Source organism: Variovorax endophyticus (assembly GCF_025376855.1).
Lineage (GTDB): Bacteria > Pseudomonadota > Gammaproteobacteria > Burkholderiales > Burkholderiaceae_C > Variovorax.
This window is the reverse complement of record NZ_JAHUTH010000006.1, coordinates 236118-259595: the sequence shown is the minus strand read 5'-3', so window position 1 is coordinate 259595 and position 23478 is coordinate 236118. Positions and strand designations below refer to the sequence as shown.

General features: G+C 70.7%; 23 protein-coding genes. 20 read left to right on the top strand and 3 right to left on the bottom strand.

The genetic code is table 11. The annotated features are described in order from the left end of the window. The first annotated feature begins 14 nt into the window (after positions 1-14). Positions 15-1016 carry a DUF58 domain-containing protein gene (locus KV106_RS10535; RefSeq protein WP_203204706.1) on the top strand — a complete coding sequence of 334 codons (1002 nt, stop codon included), beginning with the start codon at positions 15-17 and terminating at the stop codon, positions 1014-1016. A 55-nt stretch (positions 1017-1071) separates the two neighbouring features. Beyond that, positions 1072-2109: a VWA domain-containing protein gene (locus tag KV106_RS10530; protein ID WP_057593746.1), complete on the top strand. Its 1038-nt coding sequence runs from the start codon at positions 1072-1074 to the stop codon at positions 2107-2109. A gap of 21 nt (positions 2110-2130) precedes the next feature. Here KV106_RS10530 and KV106_RS10525 read toward each other — a convergent pair whose 3' ends face one another. Beyond that, a complete protein-coding gene (locus KV106_RS10525; RefSeq protein ID WP_057593745.1) occupies positions 2131-2766 on the bottom strand; it encodes a TetR/AcrR family transcriptional regulator in 636 nt (211 codons plus the stop codon). Between the two features lie 52 nt (positions 2767-2818). Beyond that, positions 2819-3421, bottom strand: coding sequence for a phenylacetic acid degradation protein PaaY (locus tag KV106_RS10520; RefSeq protein WP_261210036.1), 603 nt, complete (start codon positions 3419-3421; stop codon positions 2819-2821). A 164-nt stretch (positions 3422-3585) separates the two neighbouring features. Here KV106_RS10520 and KV106_RS10515 point away from each other — a divergent pair, with 164 nt between their 5' ends. The 18 genes from KV106_RS10515 (at position 3586) to KV106_RS10430 (ending at position 22827) form a co-directional block, all read left to right on the top strand. Beyond that, a complete protein-coding gene (locus KV106_RS10515; RefSeq protein ID WP_261210034.1) occupies positions 3586-4389 on the top strand; it encodes an enoyl-CoA hydratase-related protein in 804 nt (267 codons plus the stop codon). A gap of 3 nt (positions 4390-4392) precedes the next feature. Continuing rightward, the gene (gene paaI / locus KV106_RS10510; protein WP_261210032.1) at positions 4393-4833 is read left to right on the top strand and encodes a hydroxyphenylacetyl-CoA thioesterase PaaI; all 441 of its coding nucleotides are present in this window, start codon (positions 4393-4395) and stop codon (positions 4831-4833) included. 30 nt (positions 4834-4863) lie between these two features. Next, positions 4864-6174 carry a phenylacetate--CoA ligase PaaK gene (gene paaK, locus KV106_RS10505; protein WP_093351760.1) on the top strand — a complete coding sequence of 437 codons (1311 nt, stop codon included), beginning with the start codon at positions 4864-4866 and terminating at the stop codon, positions 6172-6174. A 31-nt stretch (positions 6175-6205) separates the two neighbouring features. Continuing rightward, positions 6206-8671, top strand: a complete 2466-nt coding sequence (locus KV106_RS10500; protein WP_261210029.1) for a penicillin acylase family protein — start codon at positions 6206-6208, stop codon at positions 8669-8671. A gap of 41 nt (positions 8672-8712) precedes the next feature. Continuing rightward, positions 8713-9720, top strand: coding sequence for a 1,2-phenylacetyl-CoA epoxidase subunit PaaA (gene paaA / locus KV106_RS10495; RefSeq protein ID WP_057593739.1), 1008 nt, complete (start codon positions 8713-8715; stop codon positions 9718-9720). Further along, positions 9717-10013, top strand: coding sequence for a 1,2-phenylacetyl-CoA epoxidase subunit PaaB (gene paaB / locus KV106_RS10490; RefSeq protein WP_057593738.1), 297 nt, complete (start codon positions 9717-9719; stop codon positions 10011-10013). Before paaA ends, paaB begins: the two co-directional genes overlap by 4 nt. 10 nt (positions 10014-10023) lie before the next feature. Continuing rightward, on the top strand, positions 10024-10803 hold the full coding sequence (paaC, locus tag KV106_RS10485; RefSeq protein WP_261210026.1) for a 1,2-phenylacetyl-CoA epoxidase subunit PaaC: 780 nt from the start codon (positions 10024-10026) through the stop codon (positions 10801-10803). Positions 10804-10814: 11 nt separating this feature from the next. After that, positions 10815-11333, top strand: a complete 519-nt coding sequence (paaD, locus tag KV106_RS10480; RefSeq protein WP_261210137.1) for a 1,2-phenylacetyl-CoA epoxidase subunit PaaD — start codon at positions 10815-10817, stop codon at positions 11331-11333. A gap of 11 nt (positions 11334-11344) precedes the next feature. Further along, entirely contained in the window at positions 11345-12439 is a 1095-nt protein-coding gene (gene paaE, locus KV106_RS10475; protein WP_057593735.1) for a 1,2-phenylacetyl-CoA epoxidase subunit PaaE, read from the top strand. 45 nt (positions 12440-12484) lie between these two features. Beyond that, a complete protein-coding gene (locus KV106_RS10470) occupies positions 12485-13630 on the top strand; it encodes an ABC transporter substrate-binding protein (protein WP_261210023.1) in 1146 nt (381 codons plus the stop codon). A 114-nt stretch (positions 13631-13744) separates the two neighbouring features. Then, positions 13745-14773, top strand: coding sequence for a branched-chain amino acid ABC transporter permease (locus KV106_RS10465; RefSeq protein ID WP_261210021.1), 1029 nt, complete (start codon positions 13745-13747; stop codon positions 14771-14773). After that, positions 14770-16686: a branched-chain amino acid ABC transporter ATP-binding protein/permease gene (locus KV106_RS10460; RefSeq protein WP_261210019.1), complete on the top strand. Its 1917-nt coding sequence runs from the start codon at positions 14770-14772 to the stop codon at positions 16684-16686. Before KV106_RS10465 ends, KV106_RS10460 begins: the two co-directional genes overlap by 4 nt. Continuing rightward, a complete protein-coding gene (locus tag KV106_RS10455) occupies positions 16683-17423 on the top strand; it encodes an ABC transporter ATP-binding protein (RefSeq protein ID WP_261210016.1) in 741 nt (246 codons plus the stop codon). The genes KV106_RS10460 and KV106_RS10455 overlap by 4 nt, the downstream gene beginning before the upstream one ends. Before the next feature lie 61 nt (positions 17424-17484). Then, on the top strand, positions 17485-19548 hold the full coding sequence (paaZ, locus tag KV106_RS10450) for a phenylacetic acid degradation bifunctional protein PaaZ (protein WP_261210014.1): 2064 nt from the start codon (positions 17485-17487) through the stop codon (positions 19546-19548). Continuing rightward, a complete protein-coding gene (locus KV106_RS10445; RefSeq protein ID WP_261210012.1) occupies positions 19548-20306 on the top strand; it encodes an SDR family NAD(P)-dependent oxidoreductase in 759 nt (252 codons plus the stop codon). The genes paaZ and KV106_RS10445 overlap by 1 nt, the downstream gene beginning before the upstream one ends. Before the next feature lie 45 nt (positions 20307-20351). Next, positions 20352-20915 (top strand): methyltransferase family protein, encoded by a 564-nt coding sequence (locus tag KV106_RS10440; RefSeq protein WP_261210010.1) that lies wholly within the window; start codon positions 20352-20354, stop codon positions 20913-20915. 126 nt (positions 20916-21041) lie between these two features. Beyond that, a complete protein-coding gene (locus KV106_RS10435) occupies positions 21042-21962 on the top strand; it encodes a c-type cytochrome (protein WP_261210009.1) in 921 nt (306 codons plus the stop codon). Between the two features lie 64 nt (positions 21963-22026). Next, positions 22027-22827: a CPBP family intramembrane glutamic endopeptidase gene (locus KV106_RS10430; RefSeq protein WP_261210007.1), complete on the top strand. Its 801-nt coding sequence runs from the start codon at positions 22027-22029 to the stop codon at positions 22825-22827. 1 nt (position 22828) lies between these two features. Here the strand turns inward: KV106_RS10430 and KV106_RS10425 are convergent, their stop codons facing one another. After that, a complete protein-coding gene (locus KV106_RS10425) occupies positions 22829-23443 on the bottom strand; it encodes a flavin reductase family protein (protein ID WP_261210005.1) in 615 nt (204 codons plus the stop codon). Positions 23444-23478 lie beyond the last annotated feature (35 nt).

Here is a 23478-nt window from a genome sequence, read left to right as displayed (position 1 = left end):
CGACACGACCCGCCATGAAGAAAAGCTGGTGGCGCAAGGCCCCCGAGGCCGCCGCGAACGACGAACGCCCCGCGCTCGAGGCCGGCGGCGCCGAGCGCGCGCTGCGCCGCCTCGAATGGACCGTGATCCGCCGGCTCGACGGCCTGCTGCAGGGCGACTACCGCACGCTGATGCGCGGCACCGGCCTCGACCTGGCCGACCTGCGCGAATACCAGTTGCACGACGACGTGCGCCACATCGACTGGAACGTCACGGCGCGGCTGCAGACGCCGCACGTGCGCGTCTTCACCGAAGACCGCGAGATGTCGGCCTGGTTCGTGCTCGACCTGAGCCGCTCGGTCGACTTCGGCTCGGGCCTGAAGGCCAAGCGCGAGATCTCGGCCGGCTTCGTCGGCGTGCTGGCACGGCTGCTCACGCGCCACGGCAACCGCGTCGGCGCGCTGGTCTACGGCCATGATCTCGAAGCCGTGATCCCGCCGCGCAGCGGCCGGCGCCATGTGCTGCACCTGCTGCATGCGATGGAGCGCCGCGCCGACCAGGCCGACAAGGCGCCGCCGCAGAAGGGCATGACCCGGCTCGACGACCTGCTGAAGTCGGCCGCCACCCTGATGCCGCGCCGCTCGACCGTGTTCGTGGTGTCCGACTTCCTGAGCGAGCCCGGCTGGGAGAAGCCGCTGGGCCAGCTGGTGCAGCGCCACGAGGTGGTGGCCGTGCGCCTGTTCGACCCGCTCGAGCTCGACATGCCCGACCTGGGCCTGGTGCCGCTGCGCGATGCCGAGACCGGCGAGCAGCTCTGGGTCGACACCCACGATGCGGGTTTCCGCCGCCGCTTCGCGCGCATCGCCCGCGAACGCGAGGATGCGCTGCGCGGCGCGCTGGCCCGTGCCGGCGTCGACACGCTGGAGCTGTCGACCGCCGACGACCTGGTCGAGGCGATCGTGCGCTTCGCCGACATGCGCAAGCGGCGCGTGCGCACTTCGGGTGCCTCGCGTCCTGTAAAGGCGGTGGCTGCATGACGACCATCGGGTATATCGAGTTGACGTTGGCGACGACGAGCGCGAGGATTTCGCCGTGACCTTCCTCTGGCCCCAATTCCTCTGGCTGCTGCTGGCGCTCCCGCTGCTGGTGCTGCTCTACCTCTGGCTGCTGCGCCGCAAGAAGAAGCTCGCGGTGCGCTACGCCAGCTTGTCGATCGTGCGCGAGGCGATGGGCACCGGCCAGAGCATCCGGCGCCATGTGCCGCCCTTCCTGTTCCTGCTCGCGCTGGCAGCGATGCTGGTGGCGGCCGCGCGGCCGATGGCGGTGGTGATGCTGCCGTCGAACCAGCAGACCATCATCCTCGCGATGGACGTCTCGGGCAGCATGCGCGCCGCCGACGTGCAGCCCAACCGGCTGGTGGCGGCGCAGGATGCCGCCAAGAGCTTCATCAAGGACCTGCCGCGCAACGTGAAGGTCGGCATCGTCGCCTTCGCGGGCAGCGCGCAGGTGGCGCAGCTGCCCACCACCAACCACGACGACCTCGTGACCGCGATCGACAGCTTCCAGCTGCAGCGCGCCACGGCCACCGGCAATGCCATCGTGGTGTCGCTCGCCACCCTGTTCCCCGAGGCCGGCATCGACGTCTCGCAGTTCAGTGCGCCGAGCCGCCAGCGCGGCGTGGCCATCGACCAGGCCGACAAGCCGGCCAAGGAATTCACGCCGGTCGCGCCGGGCTCCTTCACCTCGGCCGCGATCATCATGCTGACCGACGGCCAGCGCACCACCGGCGTCGATCCGCTCGACGCGGCCAAGGCCGCGGCCGACCGCGGCGTGCGCATCTACACCGTGGGCATCGGCACGGTCGACGGCGAGACCATCGGCTTCGAGGGCTGGTCGATGCGCGTGCGGCTCGACGAGGAAACCCTCAAGGCCGTCGCCAGCAAGACCCAGGCCGACTACTTCTATGCCGGCACCGCCGCCGACCTCAAGAAGGTCTACGAGACGCTGAGCTCGCGGCTCACGGTCGAGAAGAAGGAAACCGAGATCTCGGCGCTGTTCGCGCTCGGCGCCGCGGTGCTCACGCTGCTGTCGGCCGGGCTCTCGCTGCTCTGGTTCAACCGGATTCTTTGAAGCGGCCGCCGGGCGCGCCCTTCAGGCCGCCGGCTTCGGCTTCTTCTTCGCGTGCGCCGGCGGCGCCTTCACGGCACCGATGCCGCCGAGGAACAGGTCGGCCACCACCGGCGCGATCGAGGCATGGTCGAGCTGGCCGCCAGGCTTCATCCAGGTGAACATCCAGTTGATCATGCCGAACAGCAGCATGGTCAGCGGCTTGGCCAGGTCGTCGCTCGGCGTGCCCGGGCGCAGCGCGGCCACCGCGCGCGCGAAGCCCGCGACCACCTCGCGCTCCTTGTCGAGCACGCGCTCGCGGTCTTCTTCCTCGAGGAAGCGCACGTCGTCGGTCAGCACGCGGTGCGCGTCCTGCGCACCCGCGTACTCCTCGACGATGCGGTAGATGAAGCGCCGCAGCCGCTCCTCGTCGGTCTGCGTCGAGGCCTCCTCCTCGGCCACCAGCGCCGCCAGCTTGGAGACGTGCGTCTCGGCGATGCTGATCAGCAGGCTGCGCTTGTCCTTGTAGTAGTGGTAGAGCGTCGCCTTCGAGAGATTGCAGGCCTCGGCCACCTGGTTCATCGAGGTGGCCGGGTAGCCCTGGCGCGCGAACAGCCGCGCGGCCCGCTCGAGGATGAGCTCGCGCTGGTCGTCGTAGCTGGCGGATCTTCCTCTGGGCATCGGTGTTCTTTCTGTTCTGGCGTTGAGAGGGTGTGACGGGCAGCGCGCGATCCTAGCTGCGCCTGGTCGCGATCAGCGGCTTGACGTCGATCGCCGGCAGCCGCGGCCGCCCGGCCTCGACCTGCGCCAGCGGCTCGACCTCGCGCATCGTCGCGAGGCTGCGCACCGCGAGCGCCTGGTAGACCTGCGTGCCCTCGAGCTTCCACGCGATCTCGGCCTCGCTCAGTTCTCTTTTCACGCGCGCGGGCATGCCCGCCACCAGCGTGCGCGGCGGCACCTTCATGCCGGCCGGCACGAAGGCGCTGGCGGCCACGATGGCTTTCTCGCCGATCTCGGCCTCGTCCATCACCACGGCGTTCATGCCCACCATGGCGTCGCGCCGCACCACGCAGCTGTGCAGGATCGCGCCGTGGCCGATGTGGCCGTTGACCTCGATCACCGTGTCGTTGTCGGGAAAGCCGTGCACGCAGCAGTTGTCCTGCAGGTTCGAGCCCTCCTCGAGCACGATGCGGCCGAAATCGCCGCGCAGGCTGGCGCAGGGGCCGACATAGCAGTTCGGGCCCACGATCACGTCGCCGATCAGCACGGCGGACGGATGCACGTAGGCGGTGGGGTCGACGACGGGGATCACGCCGTCGATGGCGTAGCTGGGCATGGGTGCGGTCTCCTGTGGGTGCCGGTCCTTCGTCTCGCGATTCAGGGTTTTCCCTGAATGCTTTGGACTTGTGCCGGATTCGTTCGCGATCCTAAAATCTACCGAACGGTCGGTCAATAGTAATTGACCCGAAGTCATCCCCCACACAGATGAGAGACAAGCCCATGTCGGAACCCCTGGTCCTCGTCGGCAATGCCGGCGCCGTCCGCACACTGAGCCTCAACCGCCCCGCGGCGCTCAACAGCTTCACGAGCGAACTGCACGCCGAACTGCTGGCGGCGCTCGAAGCGGCCGCGGCCGATGCCGAAGTGCGCTGCGTGGTGCTGACCGGCGCCGGCCGCGCCTTCTGCGCCGGCCAGGACCTCGCCGACCCGATGGTCGCGCCCGACACCAGCCCCGGCGCCGCCCCCAAGGACCTGGGTCATGTCATCGAGAAGCTCTACGGCCCGCTGGTCCAGCGCATCCGCACCATGCCCGTGCCCGTGGTCGCCGCGGTCAACGGCGTGGCCGCCGGCGCCGGCGCCAACCTCGCGCTGTGCTGCGACCTCGTGCTCGCCGCGCGCTCGGCCAGCTTCATCCAGGCCTTCACCAAGATCGGCCTGGTGCCCGACACCGGCGGCACCTGGCTGCTGCCGCGGCTCGTGGGCCCGGCGCGCGCGCTGGGCATCGCGATGCTCGGCGACAAGCTGCCGGCCGAGGAAGCCGCGCGCATCGGCCTGATCTGGCAGGTGGTGGACGACGCCGCGCTGGCCGACACCGCCGCCGCGCTCGCGGGCCGGCTCGCCGCCATGCCCTCGCGCGCGCTGGTCGCCACGCGTGCCGCGATGAACGCCGCGCAGACCATGGACCTCGACACCGCACTGGCCGAGGAGGCCCGCCTGCAGCGCGACCTCGGCGCCGCCAACGACTACCGCGAAGGTGTCGAGGCCTTCCGCGCCAAGCGCGCCCCCGTCTTCAAGGACCGCTGAACCATGAGCGCAGAACGCACCCCGCAACAGACCGCCGAATACGTGCGCGACGGCATGTTCGCCAACGACAACGCCTCCAAGGGCCTGGGCATGCGCATCGTGGAGGTCGGCCCCGGCCAGGCCACGATCGAGATGCGCGTGCGCCCCGACATGCTCAACGGCCATGCGATCTGCCACGGCGGCTTCATGGCCACGCTGGCCGATTCCACCTTCGCCTTCGCCTGCAACTCGTACAACGAGCTGACCGTGGCCTCGGGCTTCGCGATCGACTTCATCGCCCCGGCGCGCGAAGGCGACCTGCTGACCGCGCGCTGCTTCGAGGTCTCGAAGGCCGGCCGCACCGGCGTCTACGACACCGAGATCACCAACCAGCGCGGCGAGCGCGTCGCGATCTTCCGCGGCCGCTCCTACACCGCCAAGGGCCGCCCCGCCGTCGCGGCCTGAACCGAACGCAAAAGAACCGAGGACCCCGTCATGCCAGCACCCCGCCCCGCCCCCGGCGATCTCGAACCGATCGAGACCGCGAGCCGCGACGAGATCACCGCGCTGCAGGTGCAGCGCCTGCGCGACACGCTGCAGCGCGCCTACGACAACGTGCCGCACTACCGCCAGGCCTTCGACGCCAAGGGCGTGCAGCCGGGCGACCTCAAGACGCTCGCCGACCTCGCGAAATTCCCGTTCACGGTCAAGAGCGACCTGCGCGACAACTACCCCTTCGGCATGTTCGCGGTGCCGCGCCAGCAGGTCGCGCGCATCCACGCCTCGTCGGGCACCACCGGCAAGCCGACCGTGGTGGGCTACACGAAGAAGGACATCGACACCTGGGCCGACCTGGTCGCGCGCTCGATCCGCGCCGCGGGCGGCCGCGCCGGCGACCTGATCCACATCGCCTACGGCTACGGCCTGTTCACCGGCGGCCTGGGCGCGCACTACGGCGCCGAGCGCGCGGGCTGCACCGTGGTCCCGATGTCGGGCGGCCAGACCGAGAAGCAGGTGCAGCTGATCCAGGACTTCCGGCCCGACATCATCATGGTCACGCCGAGCTACATGCAGGTGATCATCGAGCAGTTCGAGCGCCTGGGCCTGGACGCCAAGGACAGCTCGCTGCGCATCGGCATCTTCGGCGCCGAGCCCTGGACCGAGGCCATGCGCCGCGACATCGAGGCCAAGGCCGGCATCGACGCGGTCGACATCTACGGCCTGAGCGAAGTCATGGGCCCGGGCGTGGCCAGCGAATGCGTCGAGAGCAAGGACGGCCCGGTGATCTGGGAAGACCACTTCTATCCCGAGATCATCGATCCCGAGACCGGCGAACTGAAGGCCGACGGCGAGGAAGGCGAGCTCGTCTTCACCTCGCTGAGCAAGGAAGCGATGCCGATCATCCGCTACCGCACGCGCGACCTCACGCGCCTGTTGCCGCCCACCTCGCGCGCCTTCCGCCGCATGGGCAAGATCGTCGGGCGCAGCGACGACATGATGATCATCCGCGGCGTGAACGTGTTCCCCACCCAGGTGGAGGAGATCGTGCTCGCGCACGGCGCCCTCACCGGCCTCTACCAGGTGCACGTGAGCCGCGAAGGCCTGCTCGACCAGGTCGAGGTGCACTGCGAGCTCGCGCCGAACGAAGCCGCCGCGGCCGACCGCGCGGCCATCGCCGGCTGGGTGCAGCACCGCGTGAAGACGCTGGTCGGCATCTCCACCCGCGTGGTGGTGCATGCACCGAACGAGATGGAACGCACGCAGACCGGCAAGGCCCGGCGCGTCGTCGACAACCGCCCGCGCTGAGGCGCCGCCGCTTTCCCCCGAACCGCCACCGATGACACTGAATTTCCGATCGATCGCCCTCGCCTGCGCCCTGGTGGCGCTGGCCGGCTGCGCCGCCAACTCCACCGCCCCGGCCACCGGCGCGGCCATGCCCCCGGCCGGCAAGGTCACGATCAAGCGCGACGACTACGGCGTGCCGCACGTCTATGCCAACGACGTGCGCGGCCTGTTCCACGGCTTCGGCTACGCCGTCGCGGAAGACCGCCTGTTCCAGATGGAGATGGCGCGCCGCGCCGTGCTGGGCACCGTCGCCGAAGTGATGGGCCCGGCCTATGTCGCGCTCGACAAGGGCAGCCGCGCCAGCTTCGACCCCGCCTCGATCCGCGCGCAGATGGCGCGCCTGTCGAGCGAGGACAAGGCCATCTTTGACGGCTATGCCGCCGGCTTCAATGCGCGCGTGAACGAAGTGCTGGCCGCGCCGGCCACCCTGCTGCCCAAGCAGTTCGCCGATGCGGGCTTCCGCCCGAAGGCCGACTGGACCGGCTACGACGTGGCGATGATCTGGGTCGGCACCATGGCCAACCGCTACTCCAACGTGAGCAGCGAACTGGCCAACCTGCGCCTGCTCGAGCAGCTGCGCAAGGCGCGCGGCGACGAGGCCGGCCGCCAGCTGTTCGACCAGATCCGCTGGGTGGAAGACCCGCTCGCGCCCACCACCGTGCCGCGTCCCAAGGCCGTGGCGCAGGGCGCCGCCGACGATGCGCACGCCGCCCATCGCGCGGCGCTGGCGCCGGTCTCGCCCGAGCTGCTGGTCGCGCGCAACGAGATCGATGCCGCGCGGCGCGGCGTGGCCGAGCCCTGGACCCGCCCGATCGCCAGCAACCTCTGGATCGCCGGCCCGAACAAGACCACCGACGGCAGCACCGTCTTCATCAACGGTCCGCAGTTCAACTGGTTCAATCCCTCTTACGTGTTCGGCATCGGCCTGCACGGCGCCGGCTTCGACGTGACCGGCAACACGCCGTTCGCGCATCCGGTGGTGCTGTTCGGCACCAACGGCAAGATCGCCTGGGGCGCCACCGCCGGTCCGCTCGACGTGAACGACATGTACCAGGAGAAGCTGGACCCGGCCAACCCCCACCAGTACCGCTTCAACGGCGCGATGCGCGCCATGAGCAAGCGCACCGAGCTCATCAAGGTCAAGGGCCAGCCCGACCAGAGCCTGGACGTCTACGCCACCGTGCACGGCACCGTGACCAACTTCGACCTGCCCAACGGCACCGCGTATTCGATGAAGCGCAGCTGGGACGGCTACGAACTCGAGTCGCTGCTGGGCTGGATCCACGCGATGCGCGCGCAGAACTGGGAACAGTGGCTGGCGCAGGCCTCGCGCGTGGCCATCACCATCAACTGGTACTACGCCGACACCGCCGGCAACATCGGCTACGTCTCGCCGGGCCGGCTGCCGATCCGCCCGGCCACGCAGGACATCCGCCTGCCCGCCGTGGGCGACGGCTCGATGGAATGGCTCGGCATCCGCCCGTTCGGCGAGGACCCGAAGACCTTCAATCCGGCGCAGGGCTACGTCGCCAACTGGAACAACCAGTCGGCACCGGGCGCGGTCAGCGACGGCGGCAACTACTCGGTGGTCGACCGGGTGCGCGAGTTCACGGCGCGGCTCGAGGCCAAGCCCCGGCTCACGCCCGACGAGCTCTGGGCGCTCAACCGCACCACCGCCTACGCCGACACCAACGCGCGCTACCTCGTGCCCTTCGCGCTCGAGGCGACGCGCGGCCTGCCGGCCGCCGACCCGGCGCGCCGCGCGGCCCAGCTGCTGGCGGACTGGAACATGCTCAACGAGGACCCGGCCGAGCGCGGCGTCTACGACAGCCCGGCCACCACGCTCATGACGGCCTGGCTGCCGATCCTCTACCGCAAGGTGCTGGCCGACGACCTGCCGCCCGAGGTGTTCGCGGCCTATGCGGGCACCGGCTATGCCGGCGAGACGCAGGTGGCCAGCATCCGCCCGGGCAACGGCCTGAAGCTGGTCTACAACGCGCTGCTCGGCCCCAAGGCCGGCGTGCCGCAGCGCTACGACTTCTTCAACGGCGAGGACAAGAACGCCGTGCTGCGCGCCACGCTCGCGCAGGCCGTGGCCGAACTCGACAAGCGCTACGGCAGCGACACCGCCAAGTGGCGCACGCCGGTGACGAAGCATGTGTTTCTCACCAGCAACTTCATCGGCGCGCCGCAGGCCGGGGCCGACGAGCAGCTGAGCCTGCCGAGCTACATGAACCGCGGCACGCAGAACGACAAGGTGGTGCTCGGCGCCAAGGGCGTCGTGCTGTGCACCGCCGCCCCGCCGGGCCAGAGCGGCTTCGTCGGACCCGACGGCCGCAAGTCGCCCCACTACGCCGACCAGATGGCGCTGTTCAAGGATTTCGGCTGCAAGAGCGAGGCCCTGACGCCGGCCGAGGTGGACCGCCGCGCGCGATCCACGAAGCAGCTGAGCTACTGACCACCGATCGACGACCTCTTCACCTCTCAAGGAGAACCGCGATGTACACACAAGCCATGGACACCATGGGCAAGGACGCCGGCGACGGCAAGAAGGCCCTGCGCTCGGCCGACGAGTTGCGGCTCGAGGAACGCTTCGACGCGCGCATCGACGCCGGCGACTTCATCGAGGCCAAGGACTGGATGCCCGATCACTACCGCAAGACGCTGGTGCGGCAGATCAGCCAGCATGCGCACTCGGAGATCGTCGGCATGCTGCCCGAGGGCAACTGGATCAGCCGCGCGCCCACGCTCAAGCGCAAGGCGATCCTGCTGGCCAAGGTGCAGGACGAGGGCGGCCACGGCCTCTACCTCTATGCCGCGGCCGAGACGCTGGGCACCTCGCGCGACCAGATGTTCGACGCGCTGCACACCGGCAAGGCCAAGTACAGCTCGATCTTCAACTACCCCACGCTGACCTGGGCCGACATGGGCACCATCGGCTGGCTGGTCGATGGCGCGGCCATCATGAACCAGGTGCCGATCTGCCGCTGCTCCTACGCGCCCTATGCGCGCGCCATGATCCGCATCTGCCGCGAGGAGAGCTTCCACCAGCGCCAGGGCTACGAGGCGCTGTTGACCATGATGACCCACGGCACCGACGCGCAGAAGGCGATGGTGCAGGACGCGGTCAACCGCTGGTGGTGGCCCTCGATCATGATGTTCGGCCCGCCCGACGACCAGTCGCCCAACTCGGCGCAGTCGATGCGCTGGGGCATCAAGCGCTTCAGCAACGACGAGCTGCGCCAGAAGTTCATCGACGCCACCGTCGAGCAGGCGGCCATCCTCGGCGTGACCCTGCCCGACCCCGACCTCAAGTGGAACGAGGAACGCCAGGCGCACGACTTCGGCACCATCGACTGGAGCGAGTTCTGGCGCGTGATCGGCGGCGACGGCCCCTGCAACCGCGAACGCCTGCAGGCCCGTGTCGACGCCTGGGAAGACGGCGCCTGGGTGCGCGAAGCCGCACTCGCCCATGCCAACAAGCAACCGATGAAGGAGGCGGCATGACCGTCGAACAGAAACAAGAATGGCCCCTGTGGGAAGTGTTCGTGCGCAGCAAGGCCGGCCTGGACCACAAGCACTGCGGCAGCCTGCATGCCGCCGACTCGAAGATGGCGATCCAGATGGCGCGCGACGTCTACACGCGGCGCCAGGAAGGCTGCAGCATCTGGGTGGTGCGCTCCGAGCAGATCGTCGCGAGCGATCCGGGCGACAAGGACATGTACTTCGATCCCGCCGAGGACAAGGTCTACCGCCACCCGACCTTCTACGCGCTGCCCAAGTCCGTCGACCACATGTGAGCGGCCGGCCATGCAAGCATCGATCGAACTGAACCGCACGCCCGCCGTGCAGTACCTGCTGCGCATCGGCGACACCTGCCTGGTGCTGGCCCAGCGCCTGGGCGAATGGTGCGGCCATGCGCCCGTGCTCGAGGAGGACATCGCGATGGCCAACATCGCGCTCGACCTCGTGGGCCAGGCGCGCGCGCTGCTCACCCACGCCGGCAAGCTCGAAGGCGCCGGCCGCGAGCACGACGAGGACCAGCTCGCCTACCTGCGCGAGGAGCGCGACTACTTCAACCTCACGCTGGTCGAGCTGCCGCGCGGCGACTTCGCCTTCTCGGTGGTGCGCAACACCATGATCGCCACCCTGCTCAAGCTGCTGTGGGAACGGCTGGCGAGCTCGAGCGACGAGGAAGTGGCCGCCATCGCCGGCAAGGCGCTGAAGGAAGCGCGCTACCACCAGCAGCATTCGGCCGACTGGGTCGTGCGCCTGGGCGACGGCACCGAGGAATCGCGCTGCCGCACCGAGGCCGCGCTCAAGCAGGCCTGGCTCTACATGCCCGAGCTGTTCGAGGCCGACGCCGTCGACCGCGAGGCCAGCGCCAGCGGCCTGGGCCCGGCCTGGAACGAACTGCGCGAACCGTGGTTCGCCGAGATGCAGCAGGTGCTCGACGCCGCCGGCCTCGCCGCGCCGGCCGAGGCCAAGTTCCGCAGCACCGGCAAGCAGGGCGTGCACAGCGAGCACATGGGCTACATCCTGGCCGAGATGCAGCACCTGCAGCGCGCCTTCCCCGGGGGCGTGTGGTGACTGCCGACACCATGGCCGCCTCGCGCATCGACGCCGCCTGGGAGGTCTTGCACACGGTGCCCGACCCCGAGGTGCCGGCCGTGTCGGTCTGCGACCTCGGCATCGTGCGCGACGTGATCGAGCACGACGACGGCCTCGAGGTGGTGCTGACGCCGACCTATTCGGGCTGCCCCGCGACCGAGGCCATCGAGCACGACGTGCTGGCCGCGATCGAGCGCGCCGGCCTCGGCCCCGCGCGCGCCACCCTGCGCCGCGCGCCGGCCTGGACCAGCGACTGGATCAGCGACGAGGGCCGCGCGAAGCTCAAGGCCTACGGCATCGCCCCGCCCGCCCACCTCACGCCCGAGCAGGCCGCCGGCACCGCGGTGCCGATCCGCCTGTTCGGCCGCCTCGCCGGCGAGCGCATCGCCTGCCCGCGCTGCGCGAGCGAGCGCACCGAGCGGCTGTCGGCCTTCGGCTCCACCGCCTGCAAGGCGCTGTACCGCTGCATGGCCTGCCGCGAACCCTTCGAACATTTCAAGCCGATCTAGGCCCCACGCCGATGAGTACCCTGTTCCACCCCCTGCGCGTGAAGGCCATCGAGCCCGACACGCCCGAGGCCGTCATCGTCTCCTTCGAGGTCCCCGAGACGCTGCGCGAAGTCTTCGGCTTCACGCAGGGCCAGTACCTGACCCTGCGCAACGAGATCGACGGCCAGGATCTGCGCCGTTCCTATTCGATCTGCGCCGGCGTCGACGACGGCGAGCTGCGCGTGGGCGTGCGCAAGGTGCGCGGCGGCCAGTTCTCGAACTGGATCAACGCCCACCTCAAGCCCGGCGACTCGATCCAGGTGATGGCGCCGCAAGGCCGCTTCTTCGTGCCGATCGAGGGCGAGTCCGCGCGCCACCACGTCGGCATCGCGGGCGGCAGCGGCATCACGCCGATCCTGTCGATCATGAAGACCGTGCTCGCGCGTGAGCCGAAGAGCCGCTTCACGCTGATCTACGGCAACCGCCAACTCCAGTCCACGATGTTCAAGGAAGAGATCGAGGACCTGAAGAACCGCTACATGACGCGCCTGGTGCTGCAGCACGTGTTCTCCGACGAACACACCGACTCGCCGCTGGGCTTCGGCGTGATGAACCGCGAGAAGATCGGCGAGTTCCTGCAGGGCCTGGTGCCCGCGGGCAGCATCGACCATGTCTACATCTGCGGCCCGTTCCAGATGAACGACGAGGCCGAGGCCGCGCTGCTGGCCGCGGGCGTGCCCGAGGAACGCATCCACATCGAGCGCTTCGGCGTCGCGCTGCCCTCGGCGAGCTCGACCGCGCAGGTCGGCGCCGTGGTGCACGAGGCCCAGCCCGGCGACGCCAAGCAAGCGCGCGTGACCATCGTGCGCGACGGCCTGCAGCGCGAGATCACCTACACCGAGGGCCAGCCCAGCATCCTCGACGCGGCCTCGGCGGCCGGCCTCGAGGTGCCGTTCTCGTGCACCTCGGGCGTGTGCGGCACCTGCCGCGCCAAGTGCGTGGACGGGGAAGTCCGCATGGAAAGAAACTTCGCGCTCGACAAGAATGAAGTGGCCGCGGGCTTCGTATTGACCTGCCAGGCCCATCCCCTTACCGAACGCGTCACGCTCTCGTTCGACGAGCGCTGAGATACTTCAGGCCTCAACCTTTTTTCAACCGGAGACAAGCCAACCATGAAATTCTTCAAGCCCCTGCTGATTGCCGCCCTGTGCGCCACGGCCCTGTCGGCCTGGGCCGACGTCAACGTCGGCGTGACCATCTCGGCCACCGGCCCGGCGGCTTCGCTGGGCATTCCCGAGAAGAACACGATCTCGCTGATGCCCAAGACCATCGGCGGCCAGAAGATCAACTACATCGTGCTCGACGACGCCTCCGACACCACGGCCGCAGTCAACAACACGCGCAAGCTGATCGCCGAGAACAAGGTCGACGTGATCCTGGGCTCGACCACCACGCCGGCCTCGCTCGCGATGATCGACGTGGCCGCCGAGGCGCAGACGCCGATGATCTCGGTCGCCGCCTCGGCCCGCATCATCGAGCCGATGGACGCCAAGAAGAAGTGGGTCTTCAAGACGCCGCAGAACGACATCATGATGTCGCTGGCCATCGCCGAGCACATGGCCGCCAACGGCGTGAAGAGCGTGGCCTTCATCGGCTTCTCCGACGCCTACGGCGAAGGCTGGTCGCAGGAATTCGCCAAGGCCGCCGAACTCAAGAAGATCAAGGTCGTGGCCAACGAGCGCTATGCGCGCACCGACACCTCGGTCACCGGCCAGGCGCTGAAGATCATGGCCGCCAAGCCCGACGCGGTGCTGGTCGCCGGCTCCGGCACGCCGGCCGCGCTGCCGCAGAAGACGCTCAAGGAGCGCGGCTACACCGGCAAGATGTACCAGACGCACGGCGTGGCCAACGCCGACTTCCTGCGCGTGGGCGGCAAGGACGTGGAAGGCACCTTCCTGCCCGCCGGCCCGGTGCTGGTGGCCGAGCAGCTGCCGGCCGCCAACCCGGTGAAGAAGTCCGCGCTCGCCTACGTGGCCGCCTACGAAGCCGCCTACGGCAAGGGCTCGGTCTCGACCTTCGGCGCGCACGCCTGGGACGCCGGCCTGCTCATGAGCTCGGCCGTGCCGGTCGCGCTCAAGAAGGCCCAGCCGGGCACGCCCGAGTTCCGCGCCGCGCTGCGCGACGCGCTCGAGCAGACCAAGGACGTGGCGGGCGCGCACGGCGTGTTCACCATGAGCGCCACCGACCACCTGGGCCTGGACCAGCGCGCGCGCGTGATGGTCAAGATCGAGAACGGCGCCTGGAAATACCAGCCCTGATCGCACGGGCTTGAACGACGGACACCGCGGGCCGGCGCCACCGGCCCGCGGTGTTCCTGCAAGAGGGGCACGGTTTTCTTTCGCCCCCAGGTTTTCTGAAGGAAAGTTGGTCGTATGGATTTGCAGATCGCCCTGCTGCTCGGGCAGGACGGCATCGTGAACGGCGCGGTCTACGGACTGATGGCGCTCGCGCTGGTGCTGGTGTTTTCGGTCACGCGCGTGATCTTCATCCCGCAGGGCGAGTTCGTCGCCTTCGGCGCGCTCTCGATGGCCGCGCTGCAGGGCGGCCGCGCGCCGTCCACGCTGTGGCTGCTGCTGGCGCTGGCGGTGGTCGTGCTGGCGGTCGAGGCCTGGCGCTGGAAACGCGGCGCCACGGTCGACTGGCGCTCGGCGCTCACCTGGTGCGTGGCCTTCCCCGCGGTCGCCGCCGCGCTGGTGCTGGTGCTCAAGCCCACCTCGCTGGCCGCGCAGGCGCTCACCGTGCTGGTGCTGATCGCGCCGCTGGGCCCGCTGCTCTACCGCCTCGCCTACCGCCCGCTGGCCGATGCCAGCGTGCTGATGCTCCTGATCGTCTCGGTCGCGCTGCACGGCGTGCTGGTCGGCCTGGGGCTCTTCTTCTTCGGCGCCGAGGGCTCGCGCACCAGCGCGTTCTCCGAACTGCGCCTCGACCTCGGCGGCATCCCCGTCAGCGGCCAGTCGCTGGTGGTGGTCGGCGTCACGCTGGTGCTGGTGATCGCGATGTTCTGGTTCTTCGGCCGCTCGATGATCGGCAAGGCGCTGCGCGCCACCGCCATCAACCGCGTGGGCGCACGGCTGTCGGGCATTCCCACCGAGCTCTCGGGCGACCTGAGCTTCGCACTCGCGGCCGTGATCGGCGCCATCTCGGGCCTGCTGATCGCGCCGATCACCACGGTCTACTACGACACCGGCTTCCTGATCGGCCTCAAGGGCTTCGTGGCCGCCATCGTCGGCGGCCTCGCGAGCTATCCGCTGGCGCTCGCGGGCGCGCTGCTGGTGGGCCTGCTCGAGGCCTTCTCCTCCTTCTGGGCCAGTGCATACAAGGAAGTGCTGGTCTTCACTTTGATCATCCCGGTGCTGTGGTGGCGTTCGCTGCGCAGCCATCACGTGGAGGACGAGGAATGAACCCGTCTTCATCGACCCCTGTGACTTCTTCTTCCGCCAACGCCGTGCCCGAGGGCCGACCGCTGGTCACGCCGCGCGTGCTCACGCTCGTCTTCATCGTCGCGCTCGCGCTGGCCTGGGGCTGGCTGCCGCCCTTCACCGTCACCGTGCTCAGCAACATCGGCCTCTACGCGCTGGTGGCGGTGGGCCTGGTGCTGCTGACCGGCGTCGGCGGCATGACCTCCTTCGGCCAGGCCGCCTTCGTCGGCATGGGTGCCTATGCCACGGCCTGGATCTGCACCTCGCCGACCGCGGCCGGCTGGCTCGGCGGCCTCGCGGGTTCCGCGCTGGTGCCCTGGCTCGGCCTGCTGCTCGGGCTGGTGCTGACCTTCGCGCTGGCCTGGGCGCTCGGCGCGGTCACGCTCAAGCTCTCGGGCCACTACCTGCCGCTGTGCACCATCGCCTGGGGCCTGAGCCTGTACTTCCTGCTCGGCAACATGGAGTTCCTCGGCGGCCAGACCGGCATCACCGGCATTCCGCCGCTGGTGGTGGCGGGCGTCTCGTTCGCCACGCCGCGCATGCTCGGCGTGGTGATCTGGGCCGTGCTGCTGCTCGCGCTGTGGGCCATGCACAACCTGCTCGACTCGCGCGAGGGCCGCGCCATCCGCGCGCTCAAGGGCGGCCGGCTGATGGCCGAGTCGATGGGCGTGGACACCGCGCGCCACCGCATCAAGCTGTTCGTGCTGGCCGCGCTGCTGGCCGCGATCTCGGGCTGGCTCTATGCCCACATGCAGCGCTTCGTGAACCCCACGCCCTTCAACCTCAACATCGGCATCGAGATGCTGTTCATGGCGGTGGTCGGTGGCGCGGGCCATCTCTGGGGCGCGGTGCTCGGCGCCACGCTGATCACGCTGCTGAAGGAAAAGCTGCAGGACATCCTGCCCGCGCTGCTGGGCACCAGCGGCAACTTCGAGGTGGTGGTGTTCGGCCTCCTGATGCTGTTCGTGCTGCAGCGCTTCGCCGACGGCCTGTGGCCCACGCTGGCGCGGCTCACGCGCCGCTGGGTGCGAGAGCTGCCGCGCGCCGCCGGCGCCGGCCCGGCCGTCTCGAGCACCGAGCAGCTCGCGCAGCGCGCGCTGCCGGCCGCGGGCAGCCTGCTGCTGCAGGCCGACGGCGTGAGCAAGCGCTTCGGCGGGCTGGTCGCCAACAACGACATCTCGATGACCCTGAAGGCCGGCGAGGTGCACGCGCTGATCGGCCCCAACGGCGCCGGCAAGAGCACCTTCTTCAACATGATCTCGGGCGTGGACGATCCCACCACCGGCGAGGTGCGGCTGGTGGGCCAGCCGATGTCGGGCAAGCCCTCGCGCGCCTTCGCCGCGCTGGGCCTGGGCCGCACCTTCCAGCACGTGCGCCTGCTCGGCCAGCGCAGCGTGATCGAGAACGTGGCGCTCGGCGCCCACCTGCGCGCCAGGCGCGGCTGGGTCTCGGCGATGCTGCGGCTGGACCGCGCGGAGGAAGCCGCGCTGATGGCCGAGGCACGGCGCCAGATCGAGCGCTGCGGCCTCGGCGCGCATGCCGACACGCCCGCGGCCTCGCTCTCGCTGGGCCAGCAGCGCGTGGTCGAGATCGCGCGCGCGCTCGCGGGCCAGCCCTCGGTGCTGCTGCTCGACGAGCCCGCGGCCGGCCTGCGCCACCTCGAGAAGCGCGCGCTGTCCGAGCTGCTCGGCCAGCTGCGCGCCGAAGGCCTCGGCATCCTCGTGGTGGAACACGACATGGAGTTCGTGATGAACCTCGCCGACCGCATCACCGTGCTCGAGTTCGGCACCGTGATCGCCACCGGCTCGCCCGCCGAAGTGCAGGCCAACCCGCGCGTGCTCGAGGCCTACCTCGGCGGCGCCGACGACGAACTGCTCGAGGACGCATCGCGATGAGCCAACCCCTGCTTCAACTCGACGGCTTCTGCGTCGCCTACCGCGAGGTGGAGGCGGTGCACAGCGTGCGCCTGCACGTGAACGAAGGCGAGATCGTCACCGTGATCGGCCCGAACGGCGCCGGCAAGACCACGCTGCTGTGCGCGGCGATGGGCCTCTTGCCCTCCACCGGCAGCCTGTCGCTGCACGGCGAGCGCATCGCGCGCCCCGGCGTCGAGGCCATGGTGGCGCGCGGCGTGGCGCTGGTGCCCGAGCGGCGCGAGCTGTTCGGCGAGATGTCGGTGGAAGACAACCTGCTGCTCGGCGGCTTCTACCAGTGGCGCAAGGGCAAGCGCGACCAGCGCGCGCGCATGGACGAGATCTTCGAGATCTTCCCGCGCCTGAAGGAACGCCGGCCGCAGATGGCCTCCACGCTCTCGGGCGGCGAACGCCAGATGCTGGCCATCGGCCGCGCGCTGATGGCGCGCCCGCGCCTGCTGATGCTCGACGAGCCCTCGCTGGGCCTGGCCCCGCTGGTGGTGCGCGAGGTGCTGCGCGTGGTGGCGCAGCTGCGCAAGCACGGCGTGTCGGTGCTGCTGGTGGAGCAGAACGCGCGTGCCGCGCTGCAGGTGGCCGACCGCGCCTACGTGCTCGAGATGGGCGCCGTGGCGCTCGAGGGCCCGGCGCGCGAGCTGCTGCACGACCAGCGGATCATCGACACCTACCTGGGCATCGGCAAGAAGGACGACGCCCACTGACGAATGTCTCCCTCCCCCGCAGGGGAAGGCCCAACACAGAGAGAGCAAAGGACCCAGCACCATGAGCACCACCCTCCAAAGCTACATCGCCGGCCGCTGGATCGGCCGCGAGGCCGCGCAGTCGCTGCGCAGCGCCGTCAACGGCCAGGCCATCGCCAGCACGCACGCCGAGGCGATCGACTTCGCCGAGGCGCTGGCCCATGCGCGCCGCGTCGGCATCCCGGCGCTGATGGCGCTCGACTTCCAGCAGCGCGCCGAGCGCCTCAAGGCACTGGCCAAGTACATCGCCGCCAACAAGGAAACGCTCTACGCGGTCTCGGCCCACACAGGCGCGACGCGCGCCGACGGCTGGGTCGACATCGAGGGCGGCGCCGGCACGCTCGCGGCCTACGCGGGCATCGGCAGCAACGAGCTGCCCTCGGGCAACCTGGTGCACGAGGGCCCGGCCTTCCCGCTCGGCAAGAAGGGCGGCTTCGCGGGCACCCACATCCTGGTGCCGCGCGGCGGCGTGGCGGTGCACATCAACGCCTTCAACTTCCCGGTCTGGGGCCTGCTCGAGAAGTTCGCGCCCAGCTTCCTCGCGGGCATGCCCTGCATCGGCAAGCCGGCCACCGCCACCAGCTACCTCACCGAGGCGGTGGTGCGGCTGATCGTGCAGTCGGGCATCCTGCCCGAGGGCAGCCTGCAGCTGGTCATCGGCGGCACGGGCGACCTGCTCGACCGCCTCGAAGGGCCCGACGTCGTGACCTTCACCGGCTCGGCCGACACCGCCGCCAGGCTGCGCGTGCATCCGAACCTGGTGCGCCAGTCGATCCCGTTCAACGCCGAGGCCGATTCGCTCAACTGCGCGATCCTCGCGCCCGACGTCACGCCCGACGACGAGGAGTTCGACCTGTTCGTGAAGGAGGTGGCGCGCGAGATGACGGTGAAGGCCGGCCAGAAGTGCACCGCCATCCGCCGCGCCATCGTGCCGCGCCAGCACCTCGACGCCGTGGCCGAGCGCCTGCGCGCGCGGCTGGCCAAGACGGTGGTGGGCGATCCCTCGCGCGAGGAGGTGCGCATGGGCGCGCTGGCCTCGCATGCGCAGCAGGCCGACGTGGCCGAGCGCGTGGCCGAGCTGCGCAAGGGCGCCGAGCTGGTGTACGGCGGCGGCGACGGCTTCTCGCCCGTGGGCGAGGGCACGGCCGAGGGCGCCTTCTTCGCGCCCACGCTGCTGTTGAGCCGCAAGCCGCTCGAGCACGACGCGGTGCACGACATCGAGGCCTTCGGCCCGGTCAGCACGCTGATGCCCTACGAGGGCATCGACGAGGCGCTGGCGCTGGCCGCGCGCGGTCGCGGCAGCCTGGTCGGCACGCTGGTCACGCGCGATCCCGCGACCGCCGCCAAGGCGATCCCCGTGGCCGCCGCCTGGCACGGCCGGCTGCTGGTGCTCGACCGCGAGGCCGCGGCCGAATCGACCGGCCACGGCTCGCCGCTGCCGCCGCTCAAGCACGGCGGCCCGGGGCGCGCGGGCGGCGGCGAGGAGCTCGGCGGCCTGCGCGCCGTCAAGCACTACCTGCAGCGCGCCGCGCTGCAGGGCTCGCCCACCATGCTGGCGGCCGTCACCGGCGAGCACGTGCGCGGCGCCAAGGTGCGCGAGACCGAGGTGCATCCGTTCCGCAGCCACTTCGAGGACCTGCGCATCGGCGACTCGCTGCTGACGCACCGCCGCACCGTGAGCGAGGCCGACATCGTGGCCTTCGGCGGCCTGTCGGGCGACTACTTCTACATGCACTTCGACGAGATCGCGGCCAAGGAGTCGCCGTTCGGCAAGCGCATCGCGCACGGCTACTTCGTGCTGTCGGCGGCCGCCGGCCTGTTCGTCTCGCCCGCGCCGGGCCCGGTGCTGGCCAACTACGGCCTCGACACGCTGCGCTTCGTCAAGCCCGTGGGCATCGGCGACACCATCCGCGCGCGCCTGACCTGCAAGCGCAAGATCGACCGCAACCGCAAGGACGCCAACGGCCAGGGCCAGGGCGTGGTGGCCTGGGACGTCGAGGTGACGAACCAGGACGGCGAGCTGGTCGCGAGCTACGACATCCTGACGCTGGTCGCGAAGAAGCCGGTGCCGGCGGCGGCGGCCTGATGTTCGACCTCGGCGGCAAGGTCGCGCTGGTCACCGGCGGCAACGGCGGCCTGGGCCTCGGCATGGCCCAGGGCCTGGCGCGGGCCGGCGCGCGCGTGGTGATCGCCGCGCGCAACCCCGAGAAATCGGCCGCCGCGGTCGAGACGCTGAAGGCGCTCGGCAGCGACAGCTTCGCGGTCGCCATCGACGTGGCCGACGAGGCCTCGGTGCGGCAGGCGGTCGACGCCGTGGCCGCGCGCTGCGGCCGGCTCGACATCCTGGTCAACAACGCCGGCACCACCGTGCGCAAGCCGGTCGACCAGCTCACGCTGGACGAGTGGAACCTGGTGCTCCAGACCAACCTCACCAGCGCCTTCCTCGTGAGCCGCGCGGCGCATCCGCACATGCAGCGCGCGGGCGGCGGCAAGATCGTCAACGTCGGCTCGATGATGTCGATCTTCGGCGCCGCCTATTCGCCCGCCTATGCCGCGAGCAAGGCCGGCGTGGTGCAGCTCACCAAGTCGACCGCGCTCTCGTGGGCGGCCGACAACATCCAGGTCAACGCGATCCTGCCGGGCTGGTTCCAGACCGAGATGACCGACGGCGCGCGCGCCCAGGTCGCGGGCCTCTACGAGCGCGTGGTCGCGCGCACGGCGGCGGGCCGCTGGGGCCGGCCGGCCGACATCGCGGGCACGGCCGTGTTCCTCGCGAGCTCCGCGGCCGACTACGTGACCGGCGTGGCGATCCCGGTGGACGGCGGCTACTCGACGATGGGCTGACAAGGTGTGAGGGCGCCGGCGGCCCGGCGTGTAGATTCGGGCCCCATGCCTTTCGCCTGGATCCAGATCGCCCTCTTCGTCGCCGTGTCGGCCGCGCTGCTGTACGTCTCGCGCGGCGCGCTGCGCCGGCGCGGCTCGCACGGCTTCTACCGCTTCTTCGCCTGGGAGTGCATGCTGGCGCTGATCCTGCTGAACCTGCCCGTGTGGCACGTGGATCCGCTGGCGCCGCACCAGCTGCTGTCTTGGCTGCTGCTGGCGCTGTCGGCCTGGCTGCCGGTGCATGCCTGGCGCCGGCTGCGGGCCGCGGTGCGGCCCGGCGCGGCGCGCGACGACGATGCCGCGCTGCTCGGCTTCGAGAAGACCGACTCGCTGGTCACCGACGGCGCCTTCCGCTACATCCGCCATCCGATGTACACCGCGCTGATGCTGCTGGCCTGGGGCGCCTGTCTCAAGGACATCGGCGGCCCCGGCCTCGCGCTGGCGCTCGCGGCCACCGTGCTGCTGGTGCTGACGGCGCTCAGCGACGAGCGCGAATGCATCGCGCATTTCGGCGACGCCTACCGCGCCTACATGCGCGGCACCAGGCGCTTCGTGCCCTTCCTGCTCTGACGGCGCGGCCGGCGCGGCGCCGGGCATAGGCAATCCGGCCAATGCCCAGCCGCGGTGCTTTCTCCTATCGTTCGGGCTTGAAGGGCGCGCGCGGATCCGCCGCCGCCATCGATCCCACGATTCCCCATGACCGAGAAAAACAAGACCGCCCGCTGGCTGCGCCGCGGCGTGCTCGCGCTGCTGGCGCTGGCCCTGCTCGCCGCGGCCGCGCTGTCCGGCGCCGTGCTGATGGCGCACCACAAGATGGAACGCCGCGTCGACGTCGACGTGAAGCCGGTGGCCCTGCGCCCGCGCGGCGACACCGCGGCGCTCGAGCGCGGGCGCTACCTCTATGCCTCGCGCGGCTGCGTCGACTGCCACGGCGCCGACGGCGGCGGGCGTCTCTTCATCGACGCGCCGAACGGCCTGCGCGTGGCCGGGCCGCAGATCGCGCCCGGCGCCGCGAACGCGACCGCCGCCTACCGGCCCGAGGACTGGGTGCGCGCGATCCGGCACGGCGTCGATCCGGCCGGCCGGCCGCTGATGATCATGCCGAGCGAGGACTACAACCGCTTCACCGACGAGGACCTCGCCGCGCTGGTGGCCCACATCCGCGCCCTGCCGCCGGTGCAAGGCACGCCTGCCATGGTCGAGATGCCGCTGCCGGTGCGCGCGCTCTACGGCTTCGGCCTGATCCAGGACGCGGCCGCCAGGATCGACCACCGGCTGCCGCCCGCGCTGCCGGTGGCCGAGGGCGTGAGCGTGGCGCATGGCGCCTATGTGGCGAACATGTGCCTGGGCTGCCATGGTCCGCAGCTCGCGGGCGGCAAGGTCCCGGGCGGCCCGCCCGACTGGCCCGCGGCCTCGCGGCTCGCGCCCGGCAAGGATTCGGCGCTGGCGCGCTATCCCGACGCCGAGTCGATGATCCGGCTCTTCCGCAGCGGCCTGCGCCCCGACGGCACGCCGGTGCGCGTGATGCCCTTCGAGTCGCTGCGCGAGATCAGCGACACCGACATGCGCGCGCTGTACCTGTTCCTGCGGCAGCTGCCGCCGCCGCGCAAAGGCTGAACGCGCCGGTCAGGCGGGCCGGGCCGGGCGCGGCTAACATGCGCGCCACCGCCCCGCCCGCGCCATGCCCTCCCCCCAACGCCCGGCCTTCCCCTCGGCGACGCAGGCCGTCCTGCTGTACCTCGCCCTGTTCCTGTGCGAGCTGCTCGTGGGCGCCGTGCTGCGCGATGCCAACCGCGTGTTCGGCCTGAGCACGATGCAGATCGGCGTGCTGTCGGCCGTGCTGGGCAACGGGCTGGTGTTCGCGGTCGTGATGCAGCAGCAGAAGCTGGGCTGGCGCGCGCTGTTCCATCCCTCGCGTGCCTCGATGCGCGCCACGCTGATGCTGGTGGTGCCGCCCGCGCTGCTGCTGGTGCCGGCGCTGATGCTGGCGATCACCTGCGCGATCAACCTGCTGACGCTGGCGCTGCCGCTGTCGGCCTGGGAGGAGGCGATGTTCAGCCGCATGGCCGACGGCAGCGTGGCGGCGGTGCTCGCGGTCTGCGTGATGGCGCCGCTGCTCGAGGAGATGCTGTTCCGCGGCATCGTGCTGCGCGGCTTCCTGCAGCGCTACGGGCGCTGGCAGGCGATCCTGATGTCGGCGCTGCTGTTCGGCGCGGCCCACATGAACATCTACCAGTTCGTGGTCGGCGTCGCCATGGGCACGGTGCTGGGCTGGCTCTACGAGCGCACGCGCTCGCTGATCCCCTGCATCGCGCTGCACGCGGCCTACAACTGCACCACGCTGCTGGTGGCCGGCTGGCTCGAGGACGCCTCGCCCGCCGGCGTGCTGAGCTTCGTGCTGCTCGCGGGCGCGGCCGCGCTGTGCGGCGGGGTGGTGCTGCGGCAGCTGCTGGTGGCCTCGGGCCGGACCAGCGAGGGCTGATTCAGCGCCCGGCCTGCGCCAGCGGCTTCGCGTCCACCGCCTCGCCATCGACGATGAAGTGCCCGCCCGCCACGTGGTGCAGCGTGCGCAGTTCGTCATGGCCCTCGAAGTGCCAGCGGCCGTTCGAGAACACGCGCGCGTCGGCCTGGGCCGCGATCACCTCGCCGAGGAACAGGTCGTAGCGCTGCTGGATCGGCGGCTCGGGCAGCAGCCGGCATTCGAGCCAGGCCGCGCAGCCCTCGAGCAGGGGCGCCTCGGTGGCGCTGCCCGCGAAGCTGCGCAGCCCGTAGGCCTCGAACTTGTCGCGGCCGTCGCGTTCGACCAGCTCGCGGCCCGAGCTGCTGCCCAGCGCCTCGGTCAGGTCGAGCTGCGCGCGCACCGGCACCTGCAGCGCGAAGCTGCCCGCACCCTCGAGCAGCACGCGGGTCCAGGTGCTCTTGTCGAGCACCACCGCCACCTTGGGCGGATCGAAGTCCAGCGGCATGGCCCAGGCCGCCGCCATGATGTTGCGCCGGCCCGCGTGGGCCGCGCTCACCAGCACCGTGGGGCCGTGGTTGAGCAGGCGGTAGGCCTTGGCGAGGGGAACGGGCTGGCGGTGGGAGGCGTTGGAGGTCATGCGCGAAGCGGGTCGGGAAGCGGGGGCGCCAGCCT